Here is a 24,374-nt window from a genome sequence, read left to right as displayed (position 1 = left end):
TAGACGCCCCATGGCGGGACAGGCTATGCCCCGCGGAACGACCCTGGAGTTTCCGACCTTGCCGACGCGCTCGCCTACAATCTTCCGGCACTCCCTGCTGACGGCCGTCGCCGCGGTTTCGGCAGTCGCCCCTGCATCGGCGCAGCCGGCCGACCCGGCCATCCCGACATTCGGCATCCCCGCACCCGCGCTTACGACGACCACCGCCCTGCCGCCGCCGCCCGCGCCGCGCACGATGCCGACGCTGTCGCGCGAACAGGCGCGGCAGCTTGCGGCGATGATCGATGCCGCCGCGGCGCAGGGCCTGCGGCACGATCTGCGCGATACGGACGGCGAAGCGGCGGACCGCGGCGATGCGGACCTCATCACCGCCGCGCTCGACCATGCCCGCGCGGTCCACAGCGGTCGGCTGGACAGCAGCGATTTCCTGAAGGACTGGGGCCTGCGTCCCGCCGCCTATGATCCGTGGCCGGCATTTTCGCAGGCGGTCGCCAACGACCGGCTCGCGGCCTGGATCGCCTCGCTGCCGCCGCCCTACGCGGGCTATGACGGGCTGCTGAAGGGCCTGAAGACCTATCGCGCGATCGAGGCATCGGGCGGCTGGCCCACGCTTGCCCCCGGTCCGGACATGACGATCAACGCCAGCGGTGCCCGCGTCCTGGCGCTCCGCAAGCGGCTCGCGGTCGAGGACAGCGCGGTCGCCCGCAGCGGCGACAGCTTCGACCGGCCGCTGCTCGATGCGGTCCGCCGGGCGCAGCGCCGCTACGGCCTGAACCCCAGCGGGATCGTCTCGACGCAGACGCTTGCCGCGCTGAACGTGCCCGCGCGCGATCGCGTCCGGCAGATCATGGCCAATATGGAACGCTGGCGCTGGCTGCCGCAGGATCTGGCGAAGGACCGGGTACAGGTGAACATCGCCGCCGCCGTCCTCACGCTGTTCGACGGGGACACGCCCGTCGCATCGATGAAGGCGGTCACCGGCCGTCCAGGCGACAATACGCCGATGCTGCAATCGCGCATCCACAGCATTGTCATCAATCCGCCGTGGAACGTGCCGACGTCGATCGCGACGAAGGAATTGTGGCCGAAGGAAAAGGCCAGTCCCGGCTATTTCAAGCGCAACCGCATCAAGGTGATCCCGCTCGACGGCGGCGGCAACCGGTTGCAGCAGGCGGCCGGCGACATGAGCGCGCTCGGCCGGCTGAAGTTCGATTTCGACAATCCCTACTCGGTCTATCTGCACGATACGCCGGCGCAGGCCGGGTTTTCGCGGTGGGACCGACTGGCCAGCCATGGCTGCGTCCGGCTGGAAAAACCGGTCGAACTCGCCGATCGGCTGCTTGCCGGCGACCCGGCCTATGCAGGCGGGGTACAGCCGGCGATTGATGCGGGCGAAACCAAGCGCGCCCGGCTGACCAACCCGGTCACCGTGTACCTGCTCTACTGGACCGCGTTCGCCAGTGCCGGGGGGCAGATCAATTTCCGTGCCGACCCCTATGACTGGGACGGTATCCTGGCTTCCAAGATCGAAGCGCGCGGCAATCGTGCCGCCGCCCTCGCATCGCGATAGGAGCATGCCCGTGAAGACCCGTCTGCCACTCGCCCTGTCCGCCGCGCTGCTGATCGTCGCCTGCGACCGCAGCCCCCCGCCGCAGCCGGAGGGCGAGCCGTATAACGAGACGGTGACCGAAGTGACGCCGGCGGCCCTTCCCGAACCTGAGCCGGAACAGCTGCCTGCCGATGAACCGGTGACGGCCGAACCCGCCACCGCCGCGATCGACGTGCCGCCCCCGCCGGAAGTCGTGCCGCCCGACGATCAGATGATGGAGGACGCCGAGGCGACCGGCATGACCGCACGCGTGTCGCGCGGCGAGGAAGCCGAGACGCAGAACGCACCGGTCGCCGAAGGCCAGTAAGGCCGGTCGGAGGCGCGCGCCGGGGCGTCCGGCGCACCTGCGACCTTGACAATCGGCGGCATTCGGCCATAGCGGACGGTGTCGCGGATCGCGCGCTTTGCGGTCGCCATCATATCCGGATCGTTCATGACATTCGCCGATCTCGGCCTCTCCGACGAAACGCTGCGTGCCGTGACAGAGTCCGGCTATACCGAACCGACGCCGGTTCAGGCGCAGGCCATCCCGCCCGTCCTGATGAACCGCGATCTGATCGCGATCGCGCAGACCGGCACGGGCAAGACCGCCTCCTTCGTCCTGCCGATGATCGACGTGCTGGCCCACGGCCGCGCGCGCGCCATGATGCCGCGATCGCTGATCCTGGAACCGACGCGCGAACTGGCGGCGCAGGTCGCCGAAAATTTCGAGAAATACGGTAAATATCACAAGTTATCGATGGCGCTGCTGATCGGCGGCGTATCGATGGGCGACCAGACCGCGGCGCTTGCCCGCGGCGTCGATGTGCTGATCGCCACGCCCGGCCGGCTGATGGACCTGTTCAAGCGCGGCAAGATCCTGCTGTCCGGCTGTTCGATCCTGGTGATCGACGAGGCGGACCGCATGCTCGACATGGGGTTCATCCCCGATATCGAGGAAATCTGCACCAAGCTGCCGGCGACCCGCCAGACGCTGCTGTTCTCCGCCACCATGCCGGCCCCGATCAAGAAGCTGGCCGATCGTTTCCTGTCAAATCCGAAGCAGATCGAAGTCGCGCGCGCCGGCATGAACAACCTGCTGATCGAACAGCGGCTGGTCGAAACCACGTCCCGCGGCAAGCGCGATACGATGAAGGCGCTGCTGGCGGCGGAAGACGTGCGCACCGCGATCATCTTCTCCAACCGCAAGACCACGGTCCGCGACCTGGCCGAAACGCTGATACGATCGGGCATGAAGGCCGGCCAGATCCACGGCGACATGGAACAGGCCGAACGGCTGCGTGAACTGGATCGGTTCAAGGACGGCACGATCAACATCCTGGTCGCGTCCGACGTCGCGGCGCGCGGCCTCGACATCAAGGGCGTAAGCCACGTCTTCAACTATGACATCCCCTGGCATCCGGACGATTATGTCCACCGCATCGGCCGCACCGGCCGCGCGGGCGCCACCGGCAAGGCAATCAGCCTCGTCACGCCCGAGGACGCCGAAGCCGTTGCCAACATCGAAAAGCTGACCAAGTCCACCATCGAACGCGTCGGCAAGCCCGTCGTCGTTACCCCGGTCGCAGAGACGACCGCGCCTGTTGCCGAAGCACCCGCCCGCGAGGAAACCCGCGGCCCCCGCCGCCGCCCACGCAGCGACCGTCCGGCCAAGTCAGGCCCGGTCGCAGCACCTGCGCCGGACGCAGCACGCGCGCCGGTCACGACATCCGTCGCGATCGCCGAGCCGGTGGTGGCGCAGCCCGCCGCCGCCCCGGTCGTCCAACCGAAGCCCGCCCAGGCACCCCAGCCGCGCCAGGATCGCCACGAGCGTCCTGTGCGCGACGACCGTCGCGACATTCCCTTTCGCGAACCGCGCCGCGCGCCGCAGGAGGACCGCCGCCCGGCCCGCATGGTCGACGAAGGCCCGGACGACGGCTGGAACGGCCCCTTCCCCGCCTTTCTTGCGGTCCGCCTTGATCTGCCTCCACGCGACTGACCATCACGTCCCTGTCTTGCCTCCGCGCCTGACAGGCGTCAGCTTCGGTCCGGTTCGGGCAAGGGAAAATGGCGATGCGGCGGCTGGGTGTATATCTGTTCCTCCTGCTGTCGATCGGGTGCAGCAAGGCACCCGGAGACGACGGACCCGGTGACGCGGTCGCGTCCGCCAGCAATGTCGCCTTTGCCTATCATTATGATTTCCGCCTGCCATCCGACCGGATCGCCAACGCGCAGAAAGCCGACGCGCGCGCGTGCGAGGCACTGACGGCGGCTCGCTGCCATATCACCGGCATGACCTATCGCCTTGACCAGTCGGGCCAATTGACCGCGAGCCTCGATGTCGCGGTGGCCGCTCCGATCGCGCGCGCGTTCGGCCGGGCCGGGGTGCAGCGAATCGAAGCCGCCGGAGGTGCGCTGACCGGCGCCGAGATCGTCGGGACGGATCGGCGTTCCGACCGGACGGCTGAGACCGCCTACGCCGGAACCGGTCGTGCGACCGGGGAAGCCATGGCGTCACCGACGAGCGTCTCCACCACGCCGATCGGGTTCGTCTATACGGCTGGCACGGGCGTCGGCCTGCGCGCGCGCGTCGCCGAGGCGCTGCATGTCGGCTATGTCTCGCTGAGCTGGACAATAACGACCGCGCTCATGCTGATCGCCTATCTCGGGTCCCCGCTGGCATTGCTGCTGCTGTTGGCATGGCTTTGGCACCGGGTCGGCCGCCGTGCCCTGGCCCGCCTGTTGGGGCCACGCGAGACGTCGTAGGGAAGTCGACGGGTCCGCACGATCGCGGCTTCAGGTCATTCGCCCTGCTTGCCCGCGAAATTCAGTCCTTGCGTTCGAACTCCGACACGATCCGGCTGTTACCGCGGATCAGTGTCCCGTCCGCATGATGTTCGCACGCCGCTTCCGCCTCGACGCGCGTCGGATAGATGCCGATCTTCGTCCAGGCCAGCACGCGCCAGCATTGCGCGACATACCAGTCGGTATAGGTCCGGCCGGAGAACAGCGCCTCGACCAGCGACTTCTTCTGATGGATCACCCGATATCTACGCGCCATCGGTCGGCTCCTTCACCCGTACGTATCGCGATCGGAACGCATCGGCATAGGCGCGCAGCCCGCCCGCCGCGATCGCGCCGCGCAGGTCCGCCATCAGCGTCTGGTAGAAGGCCAGGTTATGTTCGGTCATCAGCATCGCGCCCAGCATCTCGTCCGACCGGACCAGATGGTGGATATAGGCGCGCTCCCACGTCGCGCAGACCGAACAGGGGCATTCGGGGTCCAGCGGCCCGCGATCCTCGGCGAACTTCGCGTTGCGGATGTTGATCGGCCCGTCGCGCGTGAACGCCTGACCGGTCCGGCCCGACCGCGTGGGCATCACGCAGTCGAACATGTCGATCCCGCGTTCCACCGCGCCGACGATATCGTCCGGCTTGCCGACCCCCATCAGGTAGCGCGGCCGATCCGCCGGCAACTGGCCCGGTGCGAAATCGAGCACTGCGAACATCTGCGCCTGCCCCTCGCCCACCGCCAGTCCGCCGACCGCATAGCCGTCGAACCCGGTATCGATCAGCTGGTCCGCCGACGTGCGGCGCAACCCCTCGTCCATCGACCCCTGCTGTATGCCGAACAGCGCCGCCGCCTCGGCATGGGCCTCCCCCGCGTCGAACCCGGCGCGCGACCGCCTGGCCCAGCGCATCGACCGTTCCATCGACGCCGCCGACCGGTCATAGGTTGCGGGGTGCGGCGTACATTCGTCGAATGCCATCACGATGTCCGACCCCAGCAGGCGCTGGATCTCCATCGACCGCTCGGGCGTGATCATGTGCCGCGATCCGTCGATATGGCTCTTGAACGAAACGCCGTCCTCGGACTGCTTGGTCAGTTCGGACAGGCTCATCACCTGATACCCGCCGCTGTCGGTCAGGATCGGCCGGTCCCACCCCATGAAGCGGTGCAGCCCGCCCAACCGCGCCACCCGCTCCGCCGTCGGGCGGAGCATCAGGTGATAGGTATTGCCCAGCAGCACGTCCGCTCCGGTGGCGCGAACGTCGGCGGGCTTCATCGCCTTCACCGTTGCGGCGGTCCCGACCGGCATGAACGCGGGCGTGCGGATATCGCCCCGCCGCATGCGGATCGTGCCTGTCCGCGCGGCCCCGTCGGTGGCGTGAACGGCAAAGGCGAAACGGGGTGCAGCGGTCATGCCACCGCTCTACGGCCTGTCCGCCGCGATGAAAAGCGCAGCGGCGCGTCTAGCCCGGCGACGCCGCCGACCCGGCCAGCAGGCCCCCGTCGATGCTGATCTCCGTGCCGGTCACATAGGTCGCCTCGTCGGATGCCAGCGTTACCGCGATCGCCGCGACCTCGTCCGGCATCCCGAACCGCCTCAGCGGCGTATCGGCCACCAACGCCGCCATCCGGTCCTCACGGTCATCTCCGGTTCCCAGCATCGGCTCCCAGATGTCCGTCAGGATCGCGGCCGGATGGACCGAGTTGCACCGGATCCGCCATCCCTGCTGCGCGCAGTACAACGCCACCGTCTTGCTGTGATTGCGCACTGCCGCCTTCGACGACGCGTAGGCGGCCGCCGCCGGAATGCCGACCAGCCCGGACCGCGACGATATGTTAATGATCGACCCGGTGCCCGCCCCCTTCATAGCACCGATCGCATAGCGACAGCAGAGAAACGTCCCGTCCAGATTGACCCGGTGCACCGCGCGCCAGTCCGTCAGGCTGGCATGCTCCGGATCATGGGCCACCATCCCCTGTTCGAACCCGGTGATCCCGGCATTGTTCACCACCACGTCGGCGACCGGGACGATCGCCGCCAGCCGGTGCCAGTCCGCCTCCTCCCGCACGTCGAGCGCCTCGAACCGGCAACCGATCGCCGCAGCGGTCGCGGCACCCGCAGGCGCGTCGATATCGGTGACGATCACGGTCGCCCCTTCCGCGTGGAACCGGGCTGCGATCGCGCGCCCGATGCCGCGGGCCGCGCCGGTGACGACGCAGATCTTGTGGTGCAGTCTCAAGCGCCCGCTCCGCTCACGGCAGCAGCAGCGAGGCGTCGCCGTAGGAGTAGAAGCGATATCCCCCTGCCACGGCATGGGCATAGGCCGCCTGCATCCGGTCCGTCCCCATCAGCGCGGACACCAGCATGAACAACGTCGATTTCGGCAGATGGAAGTTCGTCAGCAACCCGTCGATCCCGCGAAAGACATAGCCCGGCGTGATGAAGATCGCGGTGTCGCCCTCGAACGGCCGGACGATCCCGTCCTGCCCGGTGGCGCTTTCGATCAGCCGCAGGCTGGTGGTGCCGACCGCGATCACCCGTCCCCCCGCGGCGCGGACCGCGTTCAGCCGGTCCGCCGTCGCCGCGTCGATCCGGCCCCATTCGGCGTGCATGACATGGTCGTCGGTATCGTCCGCCTTCATCGGCAGGAACGTCCCCGCCCCGACATGCAGCGTCAGCCGCGCCTCCTGCACGCCCCGTTCCGCCAGCGCCGCCATCAGCGCCGGCGTGAAGTGCAGCGCCGCGGTCGGGGCCGCCACCGCGCCGTCGGTGGTCGCGAACATCGTCTGGTAATCGGACCGGTCCTGCGCGTCGGCGGCGCGCCGTGCGGCGATATAGGGCGGCAGCGGCATCCGCCCCGCCCGTTCCAGCAGCAGTTCGACCGGTTCGTCGCCGTCGAACGTCAGCAGGATCGATCCGTCTTCCGCCTTTGCCCCCGCCGTCGCGCTGACGCCCGCACCGAAATCGATCCGGTCACCCGTCCGCACCCGCCGTCCGTTGCGGACGAACGCATGCCAGGCGCGCAAGCCCGCCCGCTTGTGCAGCGTCGCGCCGATCCGCGCATCACCGCGCGTCCCCTCCAGCTGCGCCGGCAGGACGCGCGTATCGTTGAACACCAGCATGTCGCCCGGGCGCAGGCAGTCTGCGAGCTGCGATACGACCATGTCGCGCATCCCGGCGGCATCCAGCACCAGCATCCGCGCCGCATCGCGCGGCACCGCGGGGCGCAACGCGATCCGATCGGTCGGCAGCGGAAAATCGAACAGGTCGGTACGCATTCCGGCGCTCTAGCCGCGGTTCGGATCGCATGAAAGCCCCGCCGCGGGCCGCACGCCGATCAGTTGTCGGTTCCCGGCGGCCGGACGGGAAGCGGCAGCGGCATCACGGCAATGCCATCCTCCGACAGCGACCGTACTTCGGACGGCGTCGCGCTGCCATGGATCGCGCGGTCCGGGCTGTCCCCATCATGGATCGCGCGGGCCTCCCGCGCGAACCGGTCGCCCACATCGTCGGACCGCTTCAGCACCTCGGCCTGCGCCCGCGCCAGCCCCGCCAGCATCGCCTTTGCGACTTCCGGCCGGAACGCGGGCGTCGTGTCGGTCCCCGACAAGCGCGGTGCCATCGGTGCCTTGGCGACGTCCGCCGCCCCGCAGATCGGGCAGGACAGCAGGCCGCGGGCGCGTTGCCCGTCATAGTCGGCCGCGGAGCCGAACCACCCTTCGAAGACATGCCCTGCCGGCCGGCACGCCAGATCGTAGACGATCACGGGCAGACCCGCGCCGGCCGGATCGTGCGGCGGTGGGCCAGCGTCGGGATGCGCCCGCGAACCTCGGCAACCCGCGCGTCCGCAATCTCGGCAAAGGCGACGCCGAGATCGTCGCCCATGTCGAGCAGGATATCGCCCCACGGATCGACGACCAGCGACCGGCCATAGGTTTCGCGACCATCCGCATGGACCCCCGCCTGCGCGGCCGCGACGACGTAACATCCGGTCTCCACCGCCCGCGCGCGCAGCAGCAGATGCCAGTGCGCTTGGCCCGTCGGCACGGTGAACGCAGCCGGCACCGACAGCACAGTCGCACCCGCCGCACTCAGTGCCTGGTACAGCGCCGGAAAGCGCAGGTCGTAACAGATGCTCAGGCCGATGCGCCCGGCCGGCGTATCGGCAACGACCGCTTCCTCGCCCGCGCGGTACGCGGCCGACTCGCGCCACGACTGACCGTCGGGCAGGTCCACGTCGAACAGGTGCATCTTGTCATATCGCGCACGCACCGCGCCGCCACCGTCGATCAGCAGCGACCGGTTCGCCAGACGCCCGTCGTCCAGCGCCACGCCGACCGACCCCAACTGCACCCAGATGCCGGTCCGCGCCGCCGCCGCGCGGACCGCCGCGACCACCGGGTCGTCCGCCTCGGCCCGGCGGTGGGCCGCGGCCCGGTTCCGGTCGCGGTCCATCAGATTGCCGTTCTCGGGCGTGAACAGCATTGCCGCCCCGCCCGCATGCGCCGCATCGATAGCCGCCACCAGCGCTGCGGCGTTGGTGGTCGGATCGATGCCCGTCCGGCTCTGATGGACCGCGATCCGCGTCATGCCGCCAGCAGCGCGTCCAGCCTGCCGCCGCGCTCGAGCGCCGCCAGATCGTCCGACCCGCCGACATGCTTCCCGTCGATGAAGATCTGCGGCACGGTGGACTTGCCACCCGCGCGGCCGATCATCGTGTCGCGCTCGCCCGGGGTGCGCAGGATGTCGGTCTCGACATAATCCACGCCCTTGCCGTCCAGCAGCCGCTTGGCGCGCTGGCAATAGGGGCACGTCGCTTTCGTGTAGATCTCGACCTTCGCCATGACTTGTCGTCCTTCTTCGATGTGGTGCGGCGCGCGGTGTCGCGCTCCGTCGGCGTTGTCAACGCACGGGATCGCCATCGCGCACCACGACACGCGCCCAGCAGACCAGCCGCACCTCCGCCGCCCCCGCCCGGCGCAGCACGCGCGCGCAGGCCTCCGCCGTGGCCCCAGTCGTGAAGATATCGTCGATCAGTACGACCCGGCGGCCCGCGACCTGCGCCGGATCGCGGACGCGGAACGCCCCGCGCACGGTCATCGCGCGCTGCCGCGGGTTCATGTCGCGCAGCGGCGGCGTGCGCCGGTGCCGTTCGATCGCGTCGATAGCCAGCGCGCTGCCACGCCGGCGCGCCAGCGTCTGCGCGATCAGCGCCGACTGGTTGAACCCACGCGTCCAGATCCGCCAGCGATGCAGCGGAACCGGGACCAGCACGACATCCTCGCCCGCCGGAACCAGCCGTTCCATCAGCCGCGCCATCGTCCGCGCGACACCCGGCCGCCGCCCATATTTCAGCTTCAGCGCCAGCGCCCGCGCGATCGGGCCGTAGGCGACCGCTGCCGACGCATGGTCGAATGCCGGCGGCCGGGCAAGGCATGGCGCACAGGTCAGCACGCCCACCGCCTCGTCCGGAAACGGCATCGCGCACCGCATGCAGGCGGGTCCACCCAGAAAATCCAACCCCACCCAGCAGGTCAGGCAGAAACGATGATCGCCCGGCACCACCACCCCGCATCCCGGACAACGCGGCGGCAGCGCGAGCGCGAGGCACGCACCACCGAACTGGGCGAGATGGGAGAGCATGACGGCCATCCCCGCTTGTCGGGCGCGACCGCGGCGGGCACAAGCCCCGCATGGCCGACCCCACCGCACGCGACGACGCACCCCCCGAAATCTTCGATCGCGCCCGCCGCCGCCACCGGCGTGACCGGGCGGCGGCGCGGTTCGGCGACCACGCCTTTCTGATCGATGCGATCGGCGACGAGATTCTCGACCGGCTGGACGATACCACGCGCACCTTCACCGACGCGCTCGACCTCGGCTGCCACGACGGCCGGCTCGGCGCGCGGCTGGCGGCCCGCGGGATGACCGTGACCTCCGCCGATGCCGGGCGACGCTTCGCAAGCATGGCTGGCGGGGTGCAGTGCGACGAGGACCGGCTGCCGTTCGCCGACCACAGCTTCGACCTCGTCGTGTCGGCCGGCGTCCTCGATCAGGTCAACGACATTCCCGGCGCACTCGCGCTGGTGCGGCGCGTGCTGCGGCCCGACGGACTCTTCCTCGCGGGGTTCGTCGGCGCCGGCAGCCTGACCGTCCTGCGCGACGCGCTGCTCGCCGCCGACATCGCCGCCGACCGTGGCGTGGCCGCCCGCATCCATCCGCAGATCGACGTCCGCGCGGCGGGCGACCTCCTCCACCGCATCGGCTTCCGCCTGCCTGTCGCCGACAGCGTCCGGCTCGGCGTCCGCTACGGTGATCCTGTCCGACTGATCCACGACCTGCGCGGCATGGCGGCGACCAACCTGCTGGCGGACGGTGGCCGCTCTCCGATCACCCGCACCGGCCTCGTCGCCATGCGCACCCGGTTCGCGGCGGGCGCCGATCCGGACGGGCGACGCGCGGAGACATTCGAACTGCTGTTCATGAGCGGCTGGGCACCGGAACCGGGCGTGCCGCTGCCGCCTCCCCCAGCGTTCCGCGGGGCGCGGGTGGGCTGAACTAAGCCGACCGACGAAACGTCAGACCGCCCCTTAAACCCGTCCATGCCGAGCGAAGTCAAGGCACGCTCTCCCCCGAGCGCAGCCGAGGGGCGCTGTCGGCTTCTCGACTGCGCTCAAGGGTCCCTCGACTTCGCTCGGGATAGACGGGTTTAATTTAACCCAAACCCCCACCCCGTTTGGTTCGAGCCTGTCGAGAACTCTGCGCAACGTTCTCGACAGGCTCGAACCAAACGGAGCAGGGAGTACGAACAAAAAAAAGGGGCGCAGCCTCCCGGCCACGCCCCTCTTAGAAAACCAGCGAAAGCTTACCGCCCGCCAACCTTCCGAACGGCACCCTTGTGCGCCCCGACCGATCCGCTGCGGCGCGGTGCGAAGCGGCGCTTCTCGCCCGACGGCGCACCCGGACCGTCGTGACGACGCGGAGCCCCACGATCGCTGCGGCGCTCGTCGCCGGGCGCGGACGGTGCCGGCTTCGGCAGCTTCGCCTTTTCCGCCAGGAAATTGTCCGGCAGCGGCAGCATTTCCATCTTGATGCGGGTCAGCTTCTCGATCGAGCGCAGATACGCCTTCTCGTCATCTGCCACGAAGGCGATCGCGATGCCGCTCGCCCCGGCGCGCGCGGTGCGGCCGATGCGGTGGACATATTGCTCCGACACGTTGGGCAGTTCGAAGTTGAACACATGGCTCACGCCGCCGACGTCGATCCCGCGCGCGGCGATGTCGGTCGCGACCAGGATCTTGATTTCGCCCGACCGGAACTGCGCCAGCGCGCGCTCACGCTGCGGCTGGCTCTTGTTGCCATGGATCGCTTCCGCGCCGATGCCCGATGCCTTCAGATGCTTCACGACCTTGTCGGCGCCATGCTTGGTGCGGCTGAACACCAGTGCGCGGTCGATCGGCTCGCTGCGGATCTTCATGATCAGCAGCGCGGCCTTCTCGGTCTGGTTGCACAGTATCGCGAACTGCTCGACGCGCTCGGCGGTGGTCGCCTGCGGGGCGACGGCCACCTTGATCGGGTCGGTCAGGAACCGGTCGCCCAGTTCCGCGATCGCCTTCGGCATCGTGGCGGAGAAGAACAGCGACTGGCGCTTGGCCGGCAGCAGCTGGTCGATCCGCTTCAGCGCATGAATGAAGCCCAGGTCGAGCATCTGGTCGGCTTCGTCGAGGACGAAGATCTCGACATTCTTGAGGCTGAGCGCGCGCTGGTCGATCAGGTCGAGCAGCCGGCCCGGCGTGGCGACGAGGATGTCGACGCCCGAACCCATCTGGCGGATCTGCTTGCCGATCGGCACGCCGCCGAACACGGTCGCAACCGACAGGCGCATGAACTTGCCATATTCGACAAAACTTTCGGCGATCTGGCTGGCCAGTTCGCGCGTCGGGGCGAGCACCAGCATGCGGCAGCCACCCGGCGGACGCGGGCGGGGCGACGCGGCGAGGCGGTGAAGCGACGGCAGCGCGAACGCCGCGGTCTTGCCGGTGCCGGTCTGCGCGATGCCGCACAGGTCGCGTCCGTCGAGCAGCGGCGGAATGGCCTGCGCCTGGATCGGGGTGGGCACCTCATAGCCCTTGGCGGCGAGCGCCTTCTGCAACGGCTCGGCGAGGTAAAGGTCTGAAAACTTGGTCATGTTCGGCTTTCGCGGCGCGACGGACGCCAGCGATCACGCCGACGACACGAAGCGGGTTCGTGTGACGACCCGCGTGAATGGGGAAGCCCTGTGGGGTCGCGTCCGAAGGGGAAGGCCGGTCTGTCGCTTGATACGCCAGAATTCACGCTGCCATGCCCTAACGGCCGGTAAACCGGACGTCGACGCTGCTGACCATATGGCAGCGTTGTCGGCTCCTTACAAGCAGTTTCGGATGGGGAACGATCGAACTACCGAAGCGTGCGCCGAACGAGACCTTGGGTGCGGTCCGTCCGCCAACGTGACACCCCCGACCCCTTGGTCCCAACGAAACCCCTCCCCCGTCATCCTGACGGAAGTCAGGATCCAGTATCACTCCGCGCGAAGGCCTGACCCAAAGCGTAGTGATAATGGATTCCGGCCTCCGCCGGAATGACGGGGCATAGGGCAGTCCTGACTACATCACGACGGGTGACGTCCCCGACCCGACGGGATACCACCCCGCTCTACAGTCGAAAGGCCCACTCCCGATGAAGCGCATCGCTGCCCTCCTCCTCGCCGCCACCGCCCTGCCCGCGCCCGCAGCCCCCACGCCCGCCGAACGCGCCGCCATCGCCGCGGTCGATGCCGGCATGCCCGCCAACCTGGCGCTGCTCGAACGGCTGGTGAACCAGAACAGCGGCACCATGAACCTGCCTGGCGTGACAAGGGTCGGAGCAATGATGCGTGCCGAACTCGAACCGCTCGGTTTCAAGGTCGTCTGGACGCCGCTGCCGCAGACCAAGCGCGCCGGCCACCTCGTCGCCACGCGTGCGGGGCGGGCGGGCAGCAAGCGCCTGCTGCTGATCGGCCATCTCGACACGGTGTTCGAGGCGGACAGCCCGTTCCAGCGCTACCGCCGCACCGGCGACAAGGCGGAAGGCCCGGGCGTCGGCGACGACAAGGGCGGCATGGTCGTGATGCTTGCCGCGCTGAAGGCGATGAAGGCCGCTGGTACGCTGGACGACGCGACGTTCGAGATCGTGCTGACCGGCGACGAGGAACGCACCGGCGATCCGACGTCGGTCGCCCGCGCCGGCCTGATCGCGGCCGGGAAGCGTGCCGACGCGGCGCTCGATTTCGAAGGGCTGGTCCGACAGGACGGGCGCGATATGGGCTCCGTCGCGCGCCGTTCGTCGAACAGTTGGCAACTGACCACCACCGGCACGACCGGGCACAGCAGCCTGATCTTCGACGCTTCGCACGGCGACGGCGCAATCAACGAACTTGCCCGCATTCTGGCGGTGTTCCGCAGGGAACTGCCCGAACCCAACCTCACCTTCAACACCGGCCTGGTCGTCGGCGGCGCCACCGCGTCGTTCGATGCCGATGCGGTGCGTGGGCAGGCGACCGGCAAGCCCAACATCATTCCCGCCATCGCCATCGCACGGGGCGATTTCCGCACGCTGTCGGACGAACAGACCGCCCGCGTCCGCGCCAAAATGGAGGCGATCGTCGCCGCCCATGCGCCCGGCACGTCGGCAAAGATCCTGTTCGACGAAGGCTATCCGTCGATGGCGCCGACCGCCGGCAACCGCGCGCTGCTCGCCGCGCTCAACGGGGTAAACCGCGATCTCGGCCTGCCGCCAATGCCCGAACTCGATCCGCTGAAGCGCGGCGCTGGCGATATCGCCTTCGTCGCGCGCGACGTGGACGGGCTCGCCGGGCTCGGCCCCTATTCCACCGGCGATCACGCGCCGGGCGAGACGGTCGACATCCCCAGCATCGGGACCCAGGCGAAACGTGCCGCGCTGCTGATGGCTCGGCTTGGGCGGGCCAAGCCTTGATTGACTTGATCCCGCCCCGCCGTCGGACCACATGCAGCCCATGCTGATCGAAACCGAACCCACACCGAACCCGGCCACGCTGAAATTCTCGGCCGGCCGCCCCGTCATGGATTCCGGGACGCGCGATTTCGCCGCGCCGGAAGAAGCCGACGCGTCGCCGCTCGCCGCCGCGCTGTTTTCGCTGGGCGATGTCGAAGGCGTGTTCTTCGGCAGCGATTTCGTCTCGGTCACCGCCGCCCCCGGCAGCGACTGGCGCGACCTGAAACCGCAGGTCCTTGGCGTGCTGCTCGATCATTTCTCCAGCGGCGCGCCGCTGTTCAGCGGCGGCAGCGCGAGCGGCATCGCCGTCGACCCGGACTATAACGACGATCCGGCCGACGCCGACATCGTGGCCCAGATCCGCGAACTGGTCGATACGCGGGTTCGGCCCGCGGTGGCGCGCGACGGGGGTGACATCGTCTATCGCGGGTTCGACAAGGGCGTCGTCTACCTCGCGATGCAGGGGGCCTGCGCCGGTTGTCCATCGTCCACCGCCACGCTGAAGCAGGGAATCGAGTCGCTGCTGAAGCATTATGTGCCGGAAGTCATCGAAGTCCGGGCCGCCTGAGCCAACCGACCAGACCGAGGAATGACGACGATGACGACCATCCTGCCGGACGAGACGCTGGACCAGTTGTTCCGCACCGCGCGCAGCCATTACAGCTTCGCCGACACGCCCGTCACCGAAGCGGACATGCGCGCGATATGGGATCTGGCGAAGATGGGGCCCACATCGGCCAACATGCTGCCAGCCCGGCTGGTCTGGTGCGTCGGCGACAATGCGAAGCGCCGGCTGGCCGATTGCGCCAGCAGCGGGAATGTCGACAAGATCCTGAATGCGCCGGTCACCGCGATCGTCGGCACCGACCTGGATTTCCCGGATCATCTGCCCACACTGTTCCCGCCGGCCGACGCGCGGTCCTGGTATATCGGCAATGCGCCGCTGATCGAGACCGCCGGGCTGCGCAACAGTTCACTCCAGGCGGCCTATGTCATCCTCGCTGCCCGCGCACTGGGGTTCGATACGGGGCCGATGTCGGGGTTCGACAATGCGGCGGTGGACGCGGCGTTCTTTGCGGGCACCAACATCCGCTCGAACCTGATCGTCTCGGTGGGTCATGGCCGGCCGGACGCGCTGCATCCGCGCCTGCCCCGGCCGGACTTCGAGGCATATAACAAGATCACCTGATGCGCGTGCTGGTGATCGAAACCGCGACCGCCGCCTGTTCGGTCGCCTTGCTCGACGACGGCGTCGTAGTCGCGGCCGCGCATGAGGTGGTGGGGCGCGGCCATGCCGAACGACTGGTGCCGATGATATCCGAACTGCCCGGCGGGGGGCGCGCCGACGCCATCCTGGTCGATTGCGGTCCCGGCAGCTTTACCGGCGTCCGGGTCGGACTGGCCGCTGCCCGCGCGCTGGCGTTCGGCTGGGCGATCCCGGTCCATGGCTACGGCGCGCCCGCGCTGCTGGCGGCGGCCGCATGTGCTGAACGGCCGGACCTGGCGGCCGTGACAGTCGCGATCACCGGCGGCCACGGCGAACTGTTCGTCCAGCGGTTCGGCGGTCCCGACCTGTCCGCCCGCACGTCGCTGGCCTCTCTGCTGCCCGCCGCCGCGGCGGCGGTGGCGGAGCGCGACTGGGTCGTCGGTTCGGGTGCCCCGGCGCTGCTGGCGGCCCGCGGCGATGCGGACGGGGCGGAAAGTCTGCCCGACGCCGCCGACGTCCGCTATCTGGCCGCGGCGTTCACCGCCCTGCCCGCCACCCCGGTCTACGGCCGCGCGCCGGATGCGAAGCTGCCCGCATGACGCCCCCGCGGGAGCCGCCGACACTGTGCGATGCCGGGGTCGATGGCCTGCCCGAGGTCATGACGACGATGGCCGACGCGTTCGACCCGGTCTTTGGCGAGGCGTGGACGCAGAGCCAGTGCCTTGGCATCCTGTCGCTGCCCGGCGTCTGGCTGACGCTCGCGCGGATCGATGATCGCCCCGCCGGCTTCGCGCTCAGCCGCGTCGTGATCGACGAAGCGGAACTGCTGTTGCTGGCGGTCCGACCCGCGGATCGCCGCGCCGGCATCGGCCTTGCGTTGCTGGAACATGTGGCACATGCCGCGCGAACCCGCGGCGCGAGGCGCCTCTTCCTCGAGGTCCGCAGCGGCAACCCGGCGCGCGGCCTCTACGACGCGGCCGGTTTCCGCGCGGTCGGCACCCGCCAGGGCTATTATCGCGGACGTGACGGCACCGCGCACGACGCACACACGCTCGAACGCCGGCTGGACATTCGCTGATCCTGCCCGGCACCTGTTCCGGCTTCGGGGTTTCGCCTGACCCCGCCATGTTCTAGACAAACCGTGATACGGCCGCGAATCCCGCGCGGCCGCGCCTGAACCCAGGGACGCCATGCACCGCCGAATCGATGTTGAAGCACTTTGCGCGGAAAAGGGGTTGCGGATCACCGAGCAGCGTCGCGTCATCGCCCGCGTCCTTTCCGAAGCCGAAGACCATCCCGATGTGGAGGCGCTGCACCTGCGCGCCGTCGCGATCGATCCGGGCATCTCGATCGCCACGGTATACCGGACCGTCCGATTGTTCGAGGAAGCCGGCATTCTGGCCCGCCATGATTTCGGCGACGGCCGCGCCCGTTACGAGGCAGCACCCGATTCGCATCACGACCACCTGATCGACATCGAAACCGGCCGCGTCATCGAATTCGTCGACGACGAGGTCGAATTGCTTCAGGCTAAAATCGCCGAACGGCTCGGCTACCGGCTCGTCGACCACCGAATGGAACTCTACGGCGTCCCGCTGAACCGCGATCATTGAATGGGCTTGGCGGTGACCAAGGAAAGATGACCAGCCCGCCTCCGGACCGTCATTCCGGCGAAGGCCGGGACCTCCCGCCGGTCGGGCGGCCCTCCAAGCCGGATCGCGGTGCCGGCCTGCGCCGGGACGATGGCGAACGACTCGCGCAGTCGACCAATCTCACCATCATTTTCCGCATCGTCCTGCGGGTCGGCATGCTGATCGGCTTCCTTCTCTACTGCCTCGTCGGGTACGGCATTGCCCGGGTCGCCGGCACGCCGCTGACCTGGGTACGCCGCTTTCTCAAGGGCGCAGCGCGCGTGCTCGGCGCGGACGTGACCGTCGAGGGGACACCGCTCCCCGCAAATGTCCTCTACGTCGCGAACCACCTGTCCTGGTTCGACATATTGGCGATGGGTGGCGCGACCGGTACGGCGTTCGTGTCGAAGGACAGCGTTGCGGCATGGCCGGTTGTCGGCTGGCTGGCGCGGGTCGGGGGCACGATCTTCATCGCCCGCACCAGCCGCGCTGCCGCCCGGTCGCAGGCCGATGCGCTCGCCGCCGCACTCGCCACCGGTCGCCCCGCCACGCTGTTTCCCGAAGGCACCGTCGACGACGGACGCACCCTGCTGCCGTTCCGCGCCGCGCTGTTCGGGGCCGCGCCGGCGGCTGGCGTGGTCGTCCAGCCGGTCGCGATCGACTATGGCACCGCCGCCACCGAAATCGCCTGGGCACAGGATGAGACCGCGCTCGCCGTCGCCCGGCGGCTGATCGGTCGTGCCGGGCGCTTGGCCGTAACGCTGCGTTTCCTGGCACCGCTCGCGCCCTCCGCCGACCGCAAGCAGCTTGCCGCCGCGGCGCAGGCCGCGATCGACGCGGCGCTCGGCGACCGGGGCTACCCCCTCTCCCCCGGCTCGCCTATAGCGCCGGGATGAACGCCCCACCCCGCTCCTTCCACGTCAAGTCCTTCGGCTGCCAGATGAACGCCTATGACGGCACCCGCATGGCGGAAATGCTGGAGGCGGAGGGCCTGACCGCGACGGCGGAACCGGGCGAGGCGGACCTCGTCGTGCTCAATACCTGCCACATCCGCGAACGCGCTGCGGAAAAGGTCTATTCCGACATCGGCCGCCTGAAACGCGCCGACGGCAGCACGCCGATGATCGCGGTCGCCGGCTGCGTCGCCCAGGCGGAGGGGGCGGAGATTCCACGCCGCGCGCCGACCGTCGATATCGTCGTCGGCCCACAGGCCTATCACCGCCTGCCCGCCATGGTGGCCCAGGCCAGCGCCGGCACGCGCGCGATCGACACCGACATGCCGGCACTGTCGAAGTTCGCACAGCTGCCCGTTCGCCGTCGCCAGGGGCCGAGCGCGTTCCTGACCGTGCAGGAGGGCTGCGACAAATTCTGCACCTACTGCGTCGTGCCCTACACCCGCGGCGCCGAAATCTCGCGCCCCTGGGGCCAGGTCATGGACGAGGCACGCGCGCTGGTGGACGCCGGCGCGCGGGAGATCACGCTGCTGGGGCAGAACGTCAACGCCTGGACCGGCACCGATGCCAGGGGCGCACCCGGCGGGCTCGACGCGCTGATCGTCGCACTCGATCGGCTGCCGGGGCTGGAACGGATCCGCTACACCACCAGCCACCCGAACGACATGACGCAGGGCCTGATCGACGCGCACCGCGATGTCGAAAAGCTGATGCCGTTCCTGCATTTGCCCGTTCAGGCCGGGTCCGATCGCATCCTGCGGGCGATGAACCGCAGCCACAGCCGCGACAGCTACCTCCGCATCCTCGACCGGGTCCGCGCCGCACGGCCCGACATCGCGGTTTCGGGCGACTTCATCGTCGGTTTCCCGGGCGAGACCGACACGGACTTCGAAGCGACGCTCGATCTCGTCCGCCAGGTCGGCCATGCGCAGGCCTACAGCTTCAAATACAGCCCGCGCCCCGGCACGCCCGCCGCCAGCATGGACGGGGCCGTGCCCGAACATGTCATGGACACCCGATTGCACGCGCTCCAGGCGCTGATCTGGGAACAGGCGACCGCGTTCAACGCCGCCACGGTCGGCCGGGCTACGCGCATCCTGATCGAGCGCGACGGCCGCAAGCCGGGCCAGCGGATCGGCAAGTCGCCCTGGCTGCAATCGGTCCACCTCGAAACCGACGCCCCCGTCGGCGCGATGCTCGACGTCCGGATCGTCTCCGCCGGCCCCAACAGCGTAGGTGGGGTGGCGCTCATCTGACTTGAGCCCTCCTGTGAAGGGGAGTGACCAAGATACCACCCAAAACCAAATCACCCACGCCCATCTTTCCAATCTCCCCCCCACCCCCCATCTCGGCTAGTATCGGGCCGAACCGGAATCCCCGGCGGCCGAGGGAGCGAGACGCAGATGACGAGTGTCCATGTCGCGTAAGCCGGTGCAAGCCCGCGCGGGTGAGCGCGCCCGCATCGAAATCCTGTTCGACAAGCCGCAGCTGCTCGGCCGGCTGTTCGGGCAATATGACCAGAATCTGATCGCGATCGAAAGCAAGCTGGGCGTCTACATGTCCGCGCGCGGCAACAAGATCCAGATCGAGGGCGAGGCCGAGGCCGCCGCGCGCGCGCGTGAAATCCTGACCGGCCTCTACAATCGCATCGTGCAGGGGCAGGATGTCGATCCCGGCATGGTGGACGGCGTGATCCAGATGTCGGCCGAACCGACGCTGGAAGGGATCATCCGCGCCGATGCGGGCGACACCCCCCCGGTCATGATCCGCACGCGCAAGAAGACGATCGTGCCGCGCACCGGCACGCAGATCGGCTATATGGAATCGCTCGGCCGCGACGACGTGATCTTTGCGCTCGGGCCGGCGGGCACCGGCAAGACCTATCTGGCGGTCGCACAGGCGGTGCAGCAACTCATCAACGGATCGGTCCAGCGGCTGATCCTGTCGCGCCCCGCGGTGGAGGCCGGCGAGCGGCTCGGCTTCCTGCCGGGCGATATGAAGGAGAAGGTCGATCCCTATCTCCGCCCGCTCTACGACGCGCTGTACGACATGCTGCCCACCGAGCAGGTCGAACGCCGCATCGCCAGCGGGGAGATCGAGATCGCGCCGATCGCCTTCATGCGCGGTCGCACGCTGTCCGATGCGTTCATCATTCTGGACGAGGCGCAGAACACCACCATCGCGCAGATGAAGATGTTCCTGACCCGGTTCGGCATGAACAGCCGCATGGTCGTGTGCGGCGACCCCCGCCAGATCGATCTGCCCGGCGTGGGACAGTCGGGCCTTGCCGACGCCGTCCGCCGGCTGGAAGGTCTGGAGGGCATCGGCACGGTCCGCTTCGGCGCGGCCGACGTCGTCCGCCACCCGATCGTCGGCCGCATCGTCCAGGCCTATGAAGGCCCCGACGATGCGTGAGGCATTCTGCGATTTGCATCGGACCGCCGCATGATCGAAGTCGCCATCTCCCCCGAAGACGGCTGGTCCGGCACCACCGATTGGCAGGCGCTGGCCGACCGCGCTGTCCGCACCGCGCTACGCCACAGCTCGTACGGCGAACTGATCGATGCCGAAGCGCTGATCGAGGTTTCGGTCCGCTTCACCGACGATGACGAAGTGCAGGGCCTGAATGCCAGCTACCGTGCCAAGGATCGGCCGACGAACGTCCTGAGCTTTCCGATGGTCCAGCCCGACCTGCTGCCGGCGCTCGCCAACACCGACGACGGCGAAGTCCTGCTGGGCGATATCGTGCTCGCGTCCGGCGTCTGCGCGCGCGAAGCGGTCGAGCGCGGCGTGCCGGTCGAAGTCCACGCCAGCCACCTCATCGTCCACGGCACGCTCCACCTGCTCGGCTTCGACCATGTCAACGAGGCGGCCGGCGACACGATGGAAGCTGTCGAACGCGTCGCCCTGGCCGCGATCGGCATCGACGACCCCTACGCCATCGCCGACGACTGAGCGCGCAACGCCTTGTTTATGAGCCCCTCCCTCAATGGGCGGGAGAAGGCTCAACCAGAAATCGTTCCGCCCGCTCATCATCGCGATAGCGACAGCGCTCCATTCCGCGCTAGGATTATGCGACCGCAACCCAGGACCCCTCCCCACCCCATGCCAGACTATTCCAGTAGCAACGAGACCGGTGGCCGCCTGTGGTCCGGTCTCCGCAATCTCCTGTTCGGCGAGGACAGCGAACCGACGCTGCGCGATCAGATTGAGGAAGCGATCGAGGATCATGAGGATGGTGGCGCCCGCCCCGATCCGGGCGACCTGTCCTCCGTCGAACGGCAGATGCTGCGCAACCTACTGCATTTCGGCGAGCGGACGGTCCGCGAGATCGGCGTGCCGCGGGCGGACATCATCGCGGTCGCCGAAACGATCTCCTTTCCCGATCTCGTCGCCGCCTTCGCCGATGCCGGCCACAGCCGCCTGCCCGTCTACCGGGGCAATCTCGACCATGTCGTCGGCATGGTCCACGTCAAGGATGTGTTCGCCATCCTCGCATCCGGTGCCGCGCCCCCGACCGACCTGACTGGGCTGCTGCGCGAACCGCGCTATGTGCCCGAGTCGATGGGTGTGCTGGACCTGCTTGCCGAGATGCGCTCGTCGCGTACCCATCTGGCGATCGTCGTGGACGAATATAGCGGCACGGAAGGCCTCGTCACGATCGAGGACCTGATGGAGGAGATCGTCGGCGATATTGAGGACGAGCATGACGAGGCGGCCGACGCGCTGTTCGTCCAGCTCGACGACGGGATGTGGGATGCCGATGCCCGCGCCGAATTGGAAGATATCGCGATCATCGATCCGCGGCTGGTCGATACGGACGAGGATGTCGACACGCTCGGCGGCCTCGCCTCCGCGCTGGCCGGCCACGTTCCGCAGCCGGGCGAAACCATCCTCCACCCCAGCGGCTGGCGGTTGGAAGTGACCGCGGGCGATACCAAGCGAATCCATCGGCTCAGGCTCCATCCTCCGGTCGATCCGGTGGTGGACCAGGACTGACCCCGGCTCCGGGCGCATGCATCTCGGCCGGCCCCCCGATCGTTATCGTCTCAAAGACCGTCTCTCGCCTGGAAGGCCACGCCCGTGCGCAACCGTATCCTCGCCGTCATCGTCCTGCTGCTGGTCGCCGGCGGCGGCCTCCTCTACTGGCTGACGCGCGGCACCACCGCTAAGCTGGATCTGGCGCAGACGCAGGGTACGAAGCCCGAAATCCCGGATCCGACGACGTCCTTCTTCCCCACCGTGAAGATCGCCCCGGCGGTCGGCTGGAAACAGGGTGAGGCCCCCACGCCCGCGTCAGGCCTGGCCGTCAACGATTTCGCCGCCGGACTCGATCATCCGCGCTGGATGCTGCTGCTGCCGAACGGTGACGTGCTGGTCGCCGAAACAAATGCGCCTCCCAAGCCCGGCGAAAAGAAGAGCGTCCGCAATATCGTCCAGTCGATGGTCATGGGCCGCGCCGGGGCCAAGGTGCCCAGCGCCAACCGTATCACCCTGCTGCGCGACGCGAACGGCGACGGCGTCGCCGAAAGCCGTTCCACGCTGCTCACCGGACTGATATCGCCGTTCGGCATGGCGTTGGTCGGCGGCAATCTCTACGTCGCCAATGCGGACGCCGTCGTCCGCTATCCCTATGTGCCGGGCCAGACGCGGATCGACACGCCGCCGGTGAAGGTCGTCGACCTGCCCGGCGGCCCGATCAACCATCACTGGACGAAGAATCTGGTCGCCAGCGCGGACGGGTCGCGGCTGTATGTGTCGATCGGGTCGAACAGCAATGTCGGCGAACGCGGCCTGGACGCCGAAGAAGGCCGTGCCGCAATCTGGGAGATCGACCCCGCCACCGGCAAGCACCGCATCTACGCCTATGGCTTGCGCAACCCGGTCGGCATGGCGTTCGAACCGACATCGAAAAAGCTGTTCACCGTCGTCAACGAACGCGACGAGCTCGGGTCCGACATGGTCCCCGACTATCTGACCCATGTCGAATTCGGCGGCTTCTACGGCTGGCCCTTCTATTATTGGGGCGGTTACATCGACAAGCGCTCGCCCGCCCCGCCGGAGGACATGCGACAGTATAGCGTCCGGCCGGACTATGCGCTCGGGCCGCACACCGCCTCGCTGGGCCTCGCCTTTGCGGACGGTGCCAAGCTGGGTGCACGCTTCGCGAACGGTGCGTTCATCGGCCAGCACGGCAGCTGGAACCGCAAGCCGATGTCCGGCTACAAGGTCGTGTACGTGCCTTTCGTGAACGGTCGGCCGACCGGCAAGCCGGTCGATGTCCTGACCGATTTCCTTAGTCCTACGGAGGACGCCCGCGGCCGCCCGGTCGGCGTCATCAAGGACCGCACCGGCGCCTTGCTCGTCGCCGACGACGTCGGCAACCGCATCTGGCGGGTCAGCGCCGCATCGCAGGTCCGTACTGCCGCGCGGTAACGGCCTGCTGTCGGGCACCAGTGGCCCGTCGTAAAGTCAGCTTGGATCGGGTCCGGCCATTACGGTCGTCATCCCGGACTTGATCCAGGATCCACTATCACTTCGTCCGGGGCCAGCTACAACCGCAGTGATAATGGACAATGACGTTCGTCAGGATGACGGATGAACAGGCAGATGTGCCCAACGCAGAGCTAATTGTTCCTGATTCCGGATCACATCCGGGATGGATGAACCAAGTCGCTTGTCTTGCCCCTGACCCATCCAATTCACGCATGGGACAGTCCGCGACTGAAATCCCGTTACCAGCGGCCGTCAGTCCGCGCGCATGCTCTCCAGCGCGCTTTCCACCCGGTCAAGCGTAAAGGGCTTGGGCAATGTCGGACAATCGGCGTGCCGGGCGGGGGGCGGGTCGATCATGCCGCCGGTGGCGACCACGAATGCCTTGCCGCGATCCGCCAGCGCATCGGCGACCGCCCAGCTGGCTTCGCCGCCGCGCAGGTGGACGTCCAGGATCGCCATGTCGAATGGCACCGTATCGACATGGTCGAGCGCGGCGGACACGTTGTCGACCGTGCCTGCCACCACATGGCCCAGCGCATCGATGAAGTCTTCCAGCATCATCGCGATCAGGGGTTCGTCTTCGACGATGAGAACGGACAGGGGTTGCTTCATGCCATCGCTTTAGAAGGTCGGAACCGGGCGTCAAAGCCATTTCGG

General features: G+C 68.5%; 27 protein-coding genes. 17 read left to right on the top strand and 10 right to left on the bottom strand.

What is annotated here, in order from left to right; translation table 11 throughout:
• Positions 1–25: 25 nt before the first annotated feature.
• From BKY59_RS05000 to BKY59_RS04985, 4 genes are all read left to right on the top strand, one after another.
• Positions 26–1,570 carry a L,D-transpeptidase family protein gene (locus BKY59_RS05000; RefSeq protein WP_083671884.1) on the top strand — a complete coding sequence of 515 codons (1,545 nt, stop codon included), beginning with the start codon at positions 26–28 and terminating at the stop codon, positions 1,568–1,570.
• Between the two features lie 10 nt (positions 1,571–1,580).
• Complete coding sequence (locus tag BKY59_RS04995; protein ID WP_240499962.1) at positions 1,581–1,916, top strand: hypothetical protein; 336 nt, start codon at positions 1,581–1,583, stop codon at positions 1,914–1,916.
• A gap of 126 nt (positions 1,917–2,042) precedes the next feature.
• Complete coding sequence (locus tag BKY59_RS04990) at positions 2,043–3,587, top strand: DEAD/DEAH box helicase (protein ID WP_076069693.1); 1,545 nt, start codon at positions 2,043–2,045, stop codon at positions 3,585–3,587.
• Between the two features lie 74 nt (positions 3,588–3,661).
• The gene (locus BKY59_RS04985; protein ID WP_129586204.1) at positions 3,662–4,354 is read left to right on the top strand and encodes a hypothetical protein; all 693 of its coding nucleotides are present in this window, start codon (positions 3,662–3,664) and stop codon (positions 4,352–4,354) included.
• A 61-nt stretch (positions 4,355–4,415) separates the two neighbouring features.
• Here BKY59_RS04985 and BKY59_RS04980 read toward each other — a convergent pair whose 3' ends face one another.
• Genes BKY59_RS04980 through BKY59_RS04945 form a run of 8 tightly spaced genes read right to left on the bottom strand, consistent with a single transcriptional unit; the run spans position 4,416 to position 10,023 of the window.
• Positions 4,416–4,649, bottom strand: coding sequence for a hypothetical protein (locus BKY59_RS04980; RefSeq protein WP_076069081.1), 234 nt, complete (start codon positions 4,647–4,649; stop codon positions 4,416–4,418).
• Positions 4,639–5,793, bottom strand: a complete 1,155-nt coding sequence (gene tgt / locus BKY59_RS04975; protein WP_076069080.1) for a tRNA guanosine(34) transglycosylase Tgt — start codon at positions 5,791–5,793, stop codon at positions 4,639–4,641. Before tgt ends, BKY59_RS04980 begins: the two co-directional genes overlap by 11 nt.
• Before the next feature lie 49 nt (positions 5,794–5,842).
• Positions 5,843–6,619: an SDR family oxidoreductase gene (locus tag BKY59_RS04970; RefSeq protein ID WP_076069078.1), complete on the bottom strand. Its 777-nt coding sequence runs from the start codon at positions 6,617–6,619 to the stop codon at positions 5,843–5,845.
• A 13-nt stretch (positions 6,620–6,632) separates the two neighbouring features.
• Positions 6,633–7,658, bottom strand: coding sequence for a tRNA preQ1(34) S-adenosylmethionine ribosyltransferase-isomerase QueA (gene queA / locus BKY59_RS04965; protein ID WP_076069076.1), 1,026 nt, complete (start codon positions 7,656–7,658; stop codon positions 6,633–6,635).
• Positions 7,659–7,717: 59 nt separating this feature from the next.
• Positions 7,718–8,146, bottom strand: coding sequence for a DUF1178 family protein (locus BKY59_RS04960; RefSeq protein ID WP_076069075.1), 429 nt, complete (start codon positions 8,144–8,146; stop codon positions 7,718–7,720).
• Positions 8,143–8,970: a carbon-nitrogen hydrolase family protein gene (locus tag BKY59_RS04955; protein WP_076069073.1), complete on the bottom strand. Its 828-nt coding sequence runs from the start codon at positions 8,968–8,970 to the stop codon at positions 8,143–8,145. The genes BKY59_RS04960 and BKY59_RS04955 overlap by 4 nt, the downstream gene beginning before the upstream one ends.
• Entirely contained in the window at positions 8,967–9,224 is a 258-nt protein-coding gene (gene grxC, locus BKY59_RS04950) for a glutaredoxin 3 (RefSeq protein ID WP_076069071.1), read from the bottom strand. Before grxC ends, BKY59_RS04955 begins: the two co-directional genes overlap by 4 nt.
• Before the next feature lie 58 nt (positions 9,225–9,282).
• Complete coding sequence (locus BKY59_RS04945; protein ID WP_420822074.1) at positions 9,283–10,023, bottom strand: double zinc ribbon domain-containing protein; 741 nt, start codon at positions 10,021–10,023, stop codon at positions 9,283–9,285.
• Between the two features lie 50 nt (positions 10,024–10,073).
• Between BKY59_RS04945 and BKY59_RS04940 the strand changes: the two genes are divergently transcribed.
• Positions 10,074–10,937 (top strand): class I SAM-dependent methyltransferase, encoded by an 864-nt coding sequence (locus BKY59_RS04940; protein ID WP_076069068.1) that lies wholly within the window; start codon positions 10,074–10,076, stop codon positions 10,935–10,937.
• Between the two features lie 308 nt (positions 10,938–11,245).
• On the opposite strand, the gene BKY59_RS04935 is transcribed toward BKY59_RS04940, so the two are convergent.
• Positions 11,246–12,568 carry a DEAD/DEAH box helicase gene (locus BKY59_RS04935; protein WP_076069067.1) on the bottom strand — a complete coding sequence of 441 codons (1,323 nt, stop codon included), beginning with the start codon at positions 12,566–12,568 and terminating at the stop codon, positions 11,246–11,248.
• 527 nt (positions 12,569–13,095) lie between these two features.
• Here BKY59_RS04935 and BKY59_RS04930 point away from each other — a divergent pair.
• The 12 genes from BKY59_RS04930 (at position 13,096) to BKY59_RS04875 (ending at position 23,657) form a co-directional block, all read left to right on the top strand.
• Positions 13,096–14,391, top strand: coding sequence for a M20/M25/M40 family metallo-hydrolase (locus BKY59_RS04930; protein ID WP_076069065.1), 1,296 nt, complete (start codon positions 13,096–13,098; stop codon positions 14,389–14,391).
• 40 nt (positions 14,392–14,431) lie between these two features.
• Positions 14,432–14,998 carry a NifU family protein gene (locus tag BKY59_RS04925; protein WP_076069691.1) on the top strand — a complete coding sequence of 189 codons (567 nt, stop codon included), beginning with the start codon at positions 14,432–14,434 and terminating at the stop codon, positions 14,996–14,998.
• Positions 14,999–15,028: 30 nt separating this feature from the next.
• Positions 15,029–15,619 carry a malonic semialdehyde reductase gene (locus BKY59_RS04920; RefSeq protein ID WP_076069688.1) on the top strand — a complete coding sequence of 197 codons (591 nt, stop codon included), beginning with the start codon at positions 15,029–15,031 and terminating at the stop codon, positions 15,617–15,619.
• On the top strand, positions 15,619–16,236 hold the full coding sequence (gene tsaB / locus BKY59_RS04915) for a tRNA (adenosine(37)-N6)-threonylcarbamoyltransferase complex dimerization subunit type 1 TsaB (protein ID WP_076069063.1): 618 nt from the start codon (positions 15,619–15,621) through the stop codon (positions 16,234–16,236). Before BKY59_RS04920 ends, tsaB begins: the two co-directional genes overlap by 1 nt.
• A complete protein-coding gene (locus BKY59_RS04910) occupies positions 16,233–16,715 on the top strand; it encodes a GNAT family N-acetyltransferase (RefSeq protein ID WP_076069062.1) in 483 nt (160 codons plus the stop codon). Before tsaB ends, BKY59_RS04910 begins: the two co-directional genes overlap by 4 nt.
• Before the next feature lie 112 nt (positions 16,716–16,827).
• Entirely contained in the window at positions 16,828–17,250 is a 423-nt protein-coding gene (locus BKY59_RS04905; protein WP_076069060.1) for a Fur family transcriptional regulator, read from the top strand.
• 26 nt (positions 17,251–17,276) lie between these two features.
• Positions 17,277–18,164 carry a lysophospholipid acyltransferase family protein gene (locus BKY59_RS04900; RefSeq protein WP_240499961.1) on the top strand — a complete coding sequence of 296 codons (888 nt, stop codon included), beginning with the start codon at positions 17,277–17,279 and terminating at the stop codon, positions 18,162–18,164.
• Positions 18,161–19,477 (top strand): tRNA (N6-isopentenyl adenosine(37)-C2)-methylthiotransferase MiaB, encoded by a 1,317-nt coding sequence (gene miaB, locus BKY59_RS04895; protein ID WP_076069058.1) that lies wholly within the window; start codon positions 18,161–18,163, stop codon positions 19,475–19,477. Before BKY59_RS04900 ends, miaB begins: the two co-directional genes overlap by 4 nt.
• A gap of 160 nt (positions 19,478–19,637) precedes the next feature.
• Positions 19,638–20,636 carry a PhoH family protein gene (locus BKY59_RS04890; RefSeq protein ID WP_076069057.1) on the top strand — a complete coding sequence of 333 codons (999 nt, stop codon included), beginning with the start codon at positions 19,638–19,640 and terminating at the stop codon, positions 20,634–20,636.
• Between the two features lie 30 nt (positions 20,637–20,666).
• Positions 20,667–21,176 (top strand): rRNA maturation RNase YbeY, encoded by a 510-nt coding sequence (ybeY, locus tag BKY59_RS04885; protein WP_076069055.1) that lies wholly within the window; start codon positions 20,667–20,669, stop codon positions 21,174–21,176.
• A gap of 150 nt (positions 21,177–21,326) precedes the next feature.
• Positions 21,327–22,220 carry a hemolysin family protein gene (locus BKY59_RS04880; RefSeq protein WP_076069054.1) on the top strand — a complete coding sequence of 298 codons (894 nt, stop codon included), beginning with the start codon at positions 21,327–21,329 and terminating at the stop codon, positions 22,218–22,220.
• Positions 22,221–22,304: 84 nt separating this feature from the next.
• Positions 22,305–23,657 carry a PQQ-dependent sugar dehydrogenase gene (locus BKY59_RS04875; RefSeq protein ID WP_076069052.1) on the top strand — a complete coding sequence of 451 codons (1,353 nt, stop codon included), beginning with the start codon at positions 22,305–22,307 and terminating at the stop codon, positions 23,655–23,657.
• A 312-nt stretch (positions 23,658–23,969) separates the two neighbouring features.
• Here BKY59_RS04875 and BKY59_RS04870 read toward each other — a convergent pair whose 3' ends face one another.
• The gene (locus BKY59_RS04870) at positions 23,970–24,329 is read right to left on the bottom strand and encodes a response regulator (RefSeq protein WP_076069051.1); all 360 of its coding nucleotides are present in this window, start codon (positions 24,327–24,329) and stop codon (positions 23,970–23,972) included.
• Between the last annotated feature and the right edge of the window lie 45 nt (positions 24,330–24,374).

Source organism: Sphingomonas montana, assembly GCF_001956315.1.
Taxonomy (GTDB): Bacteria; Pseudomonadota; Alphaproteobacteria; order Sphingomonadales; family Sphingomonadaceae; genus Sphingomonas_R; species Sphingomonas_R montana.
This window is presented reverse-complemented; position numbering and strand designations above follow the sequence as displayed.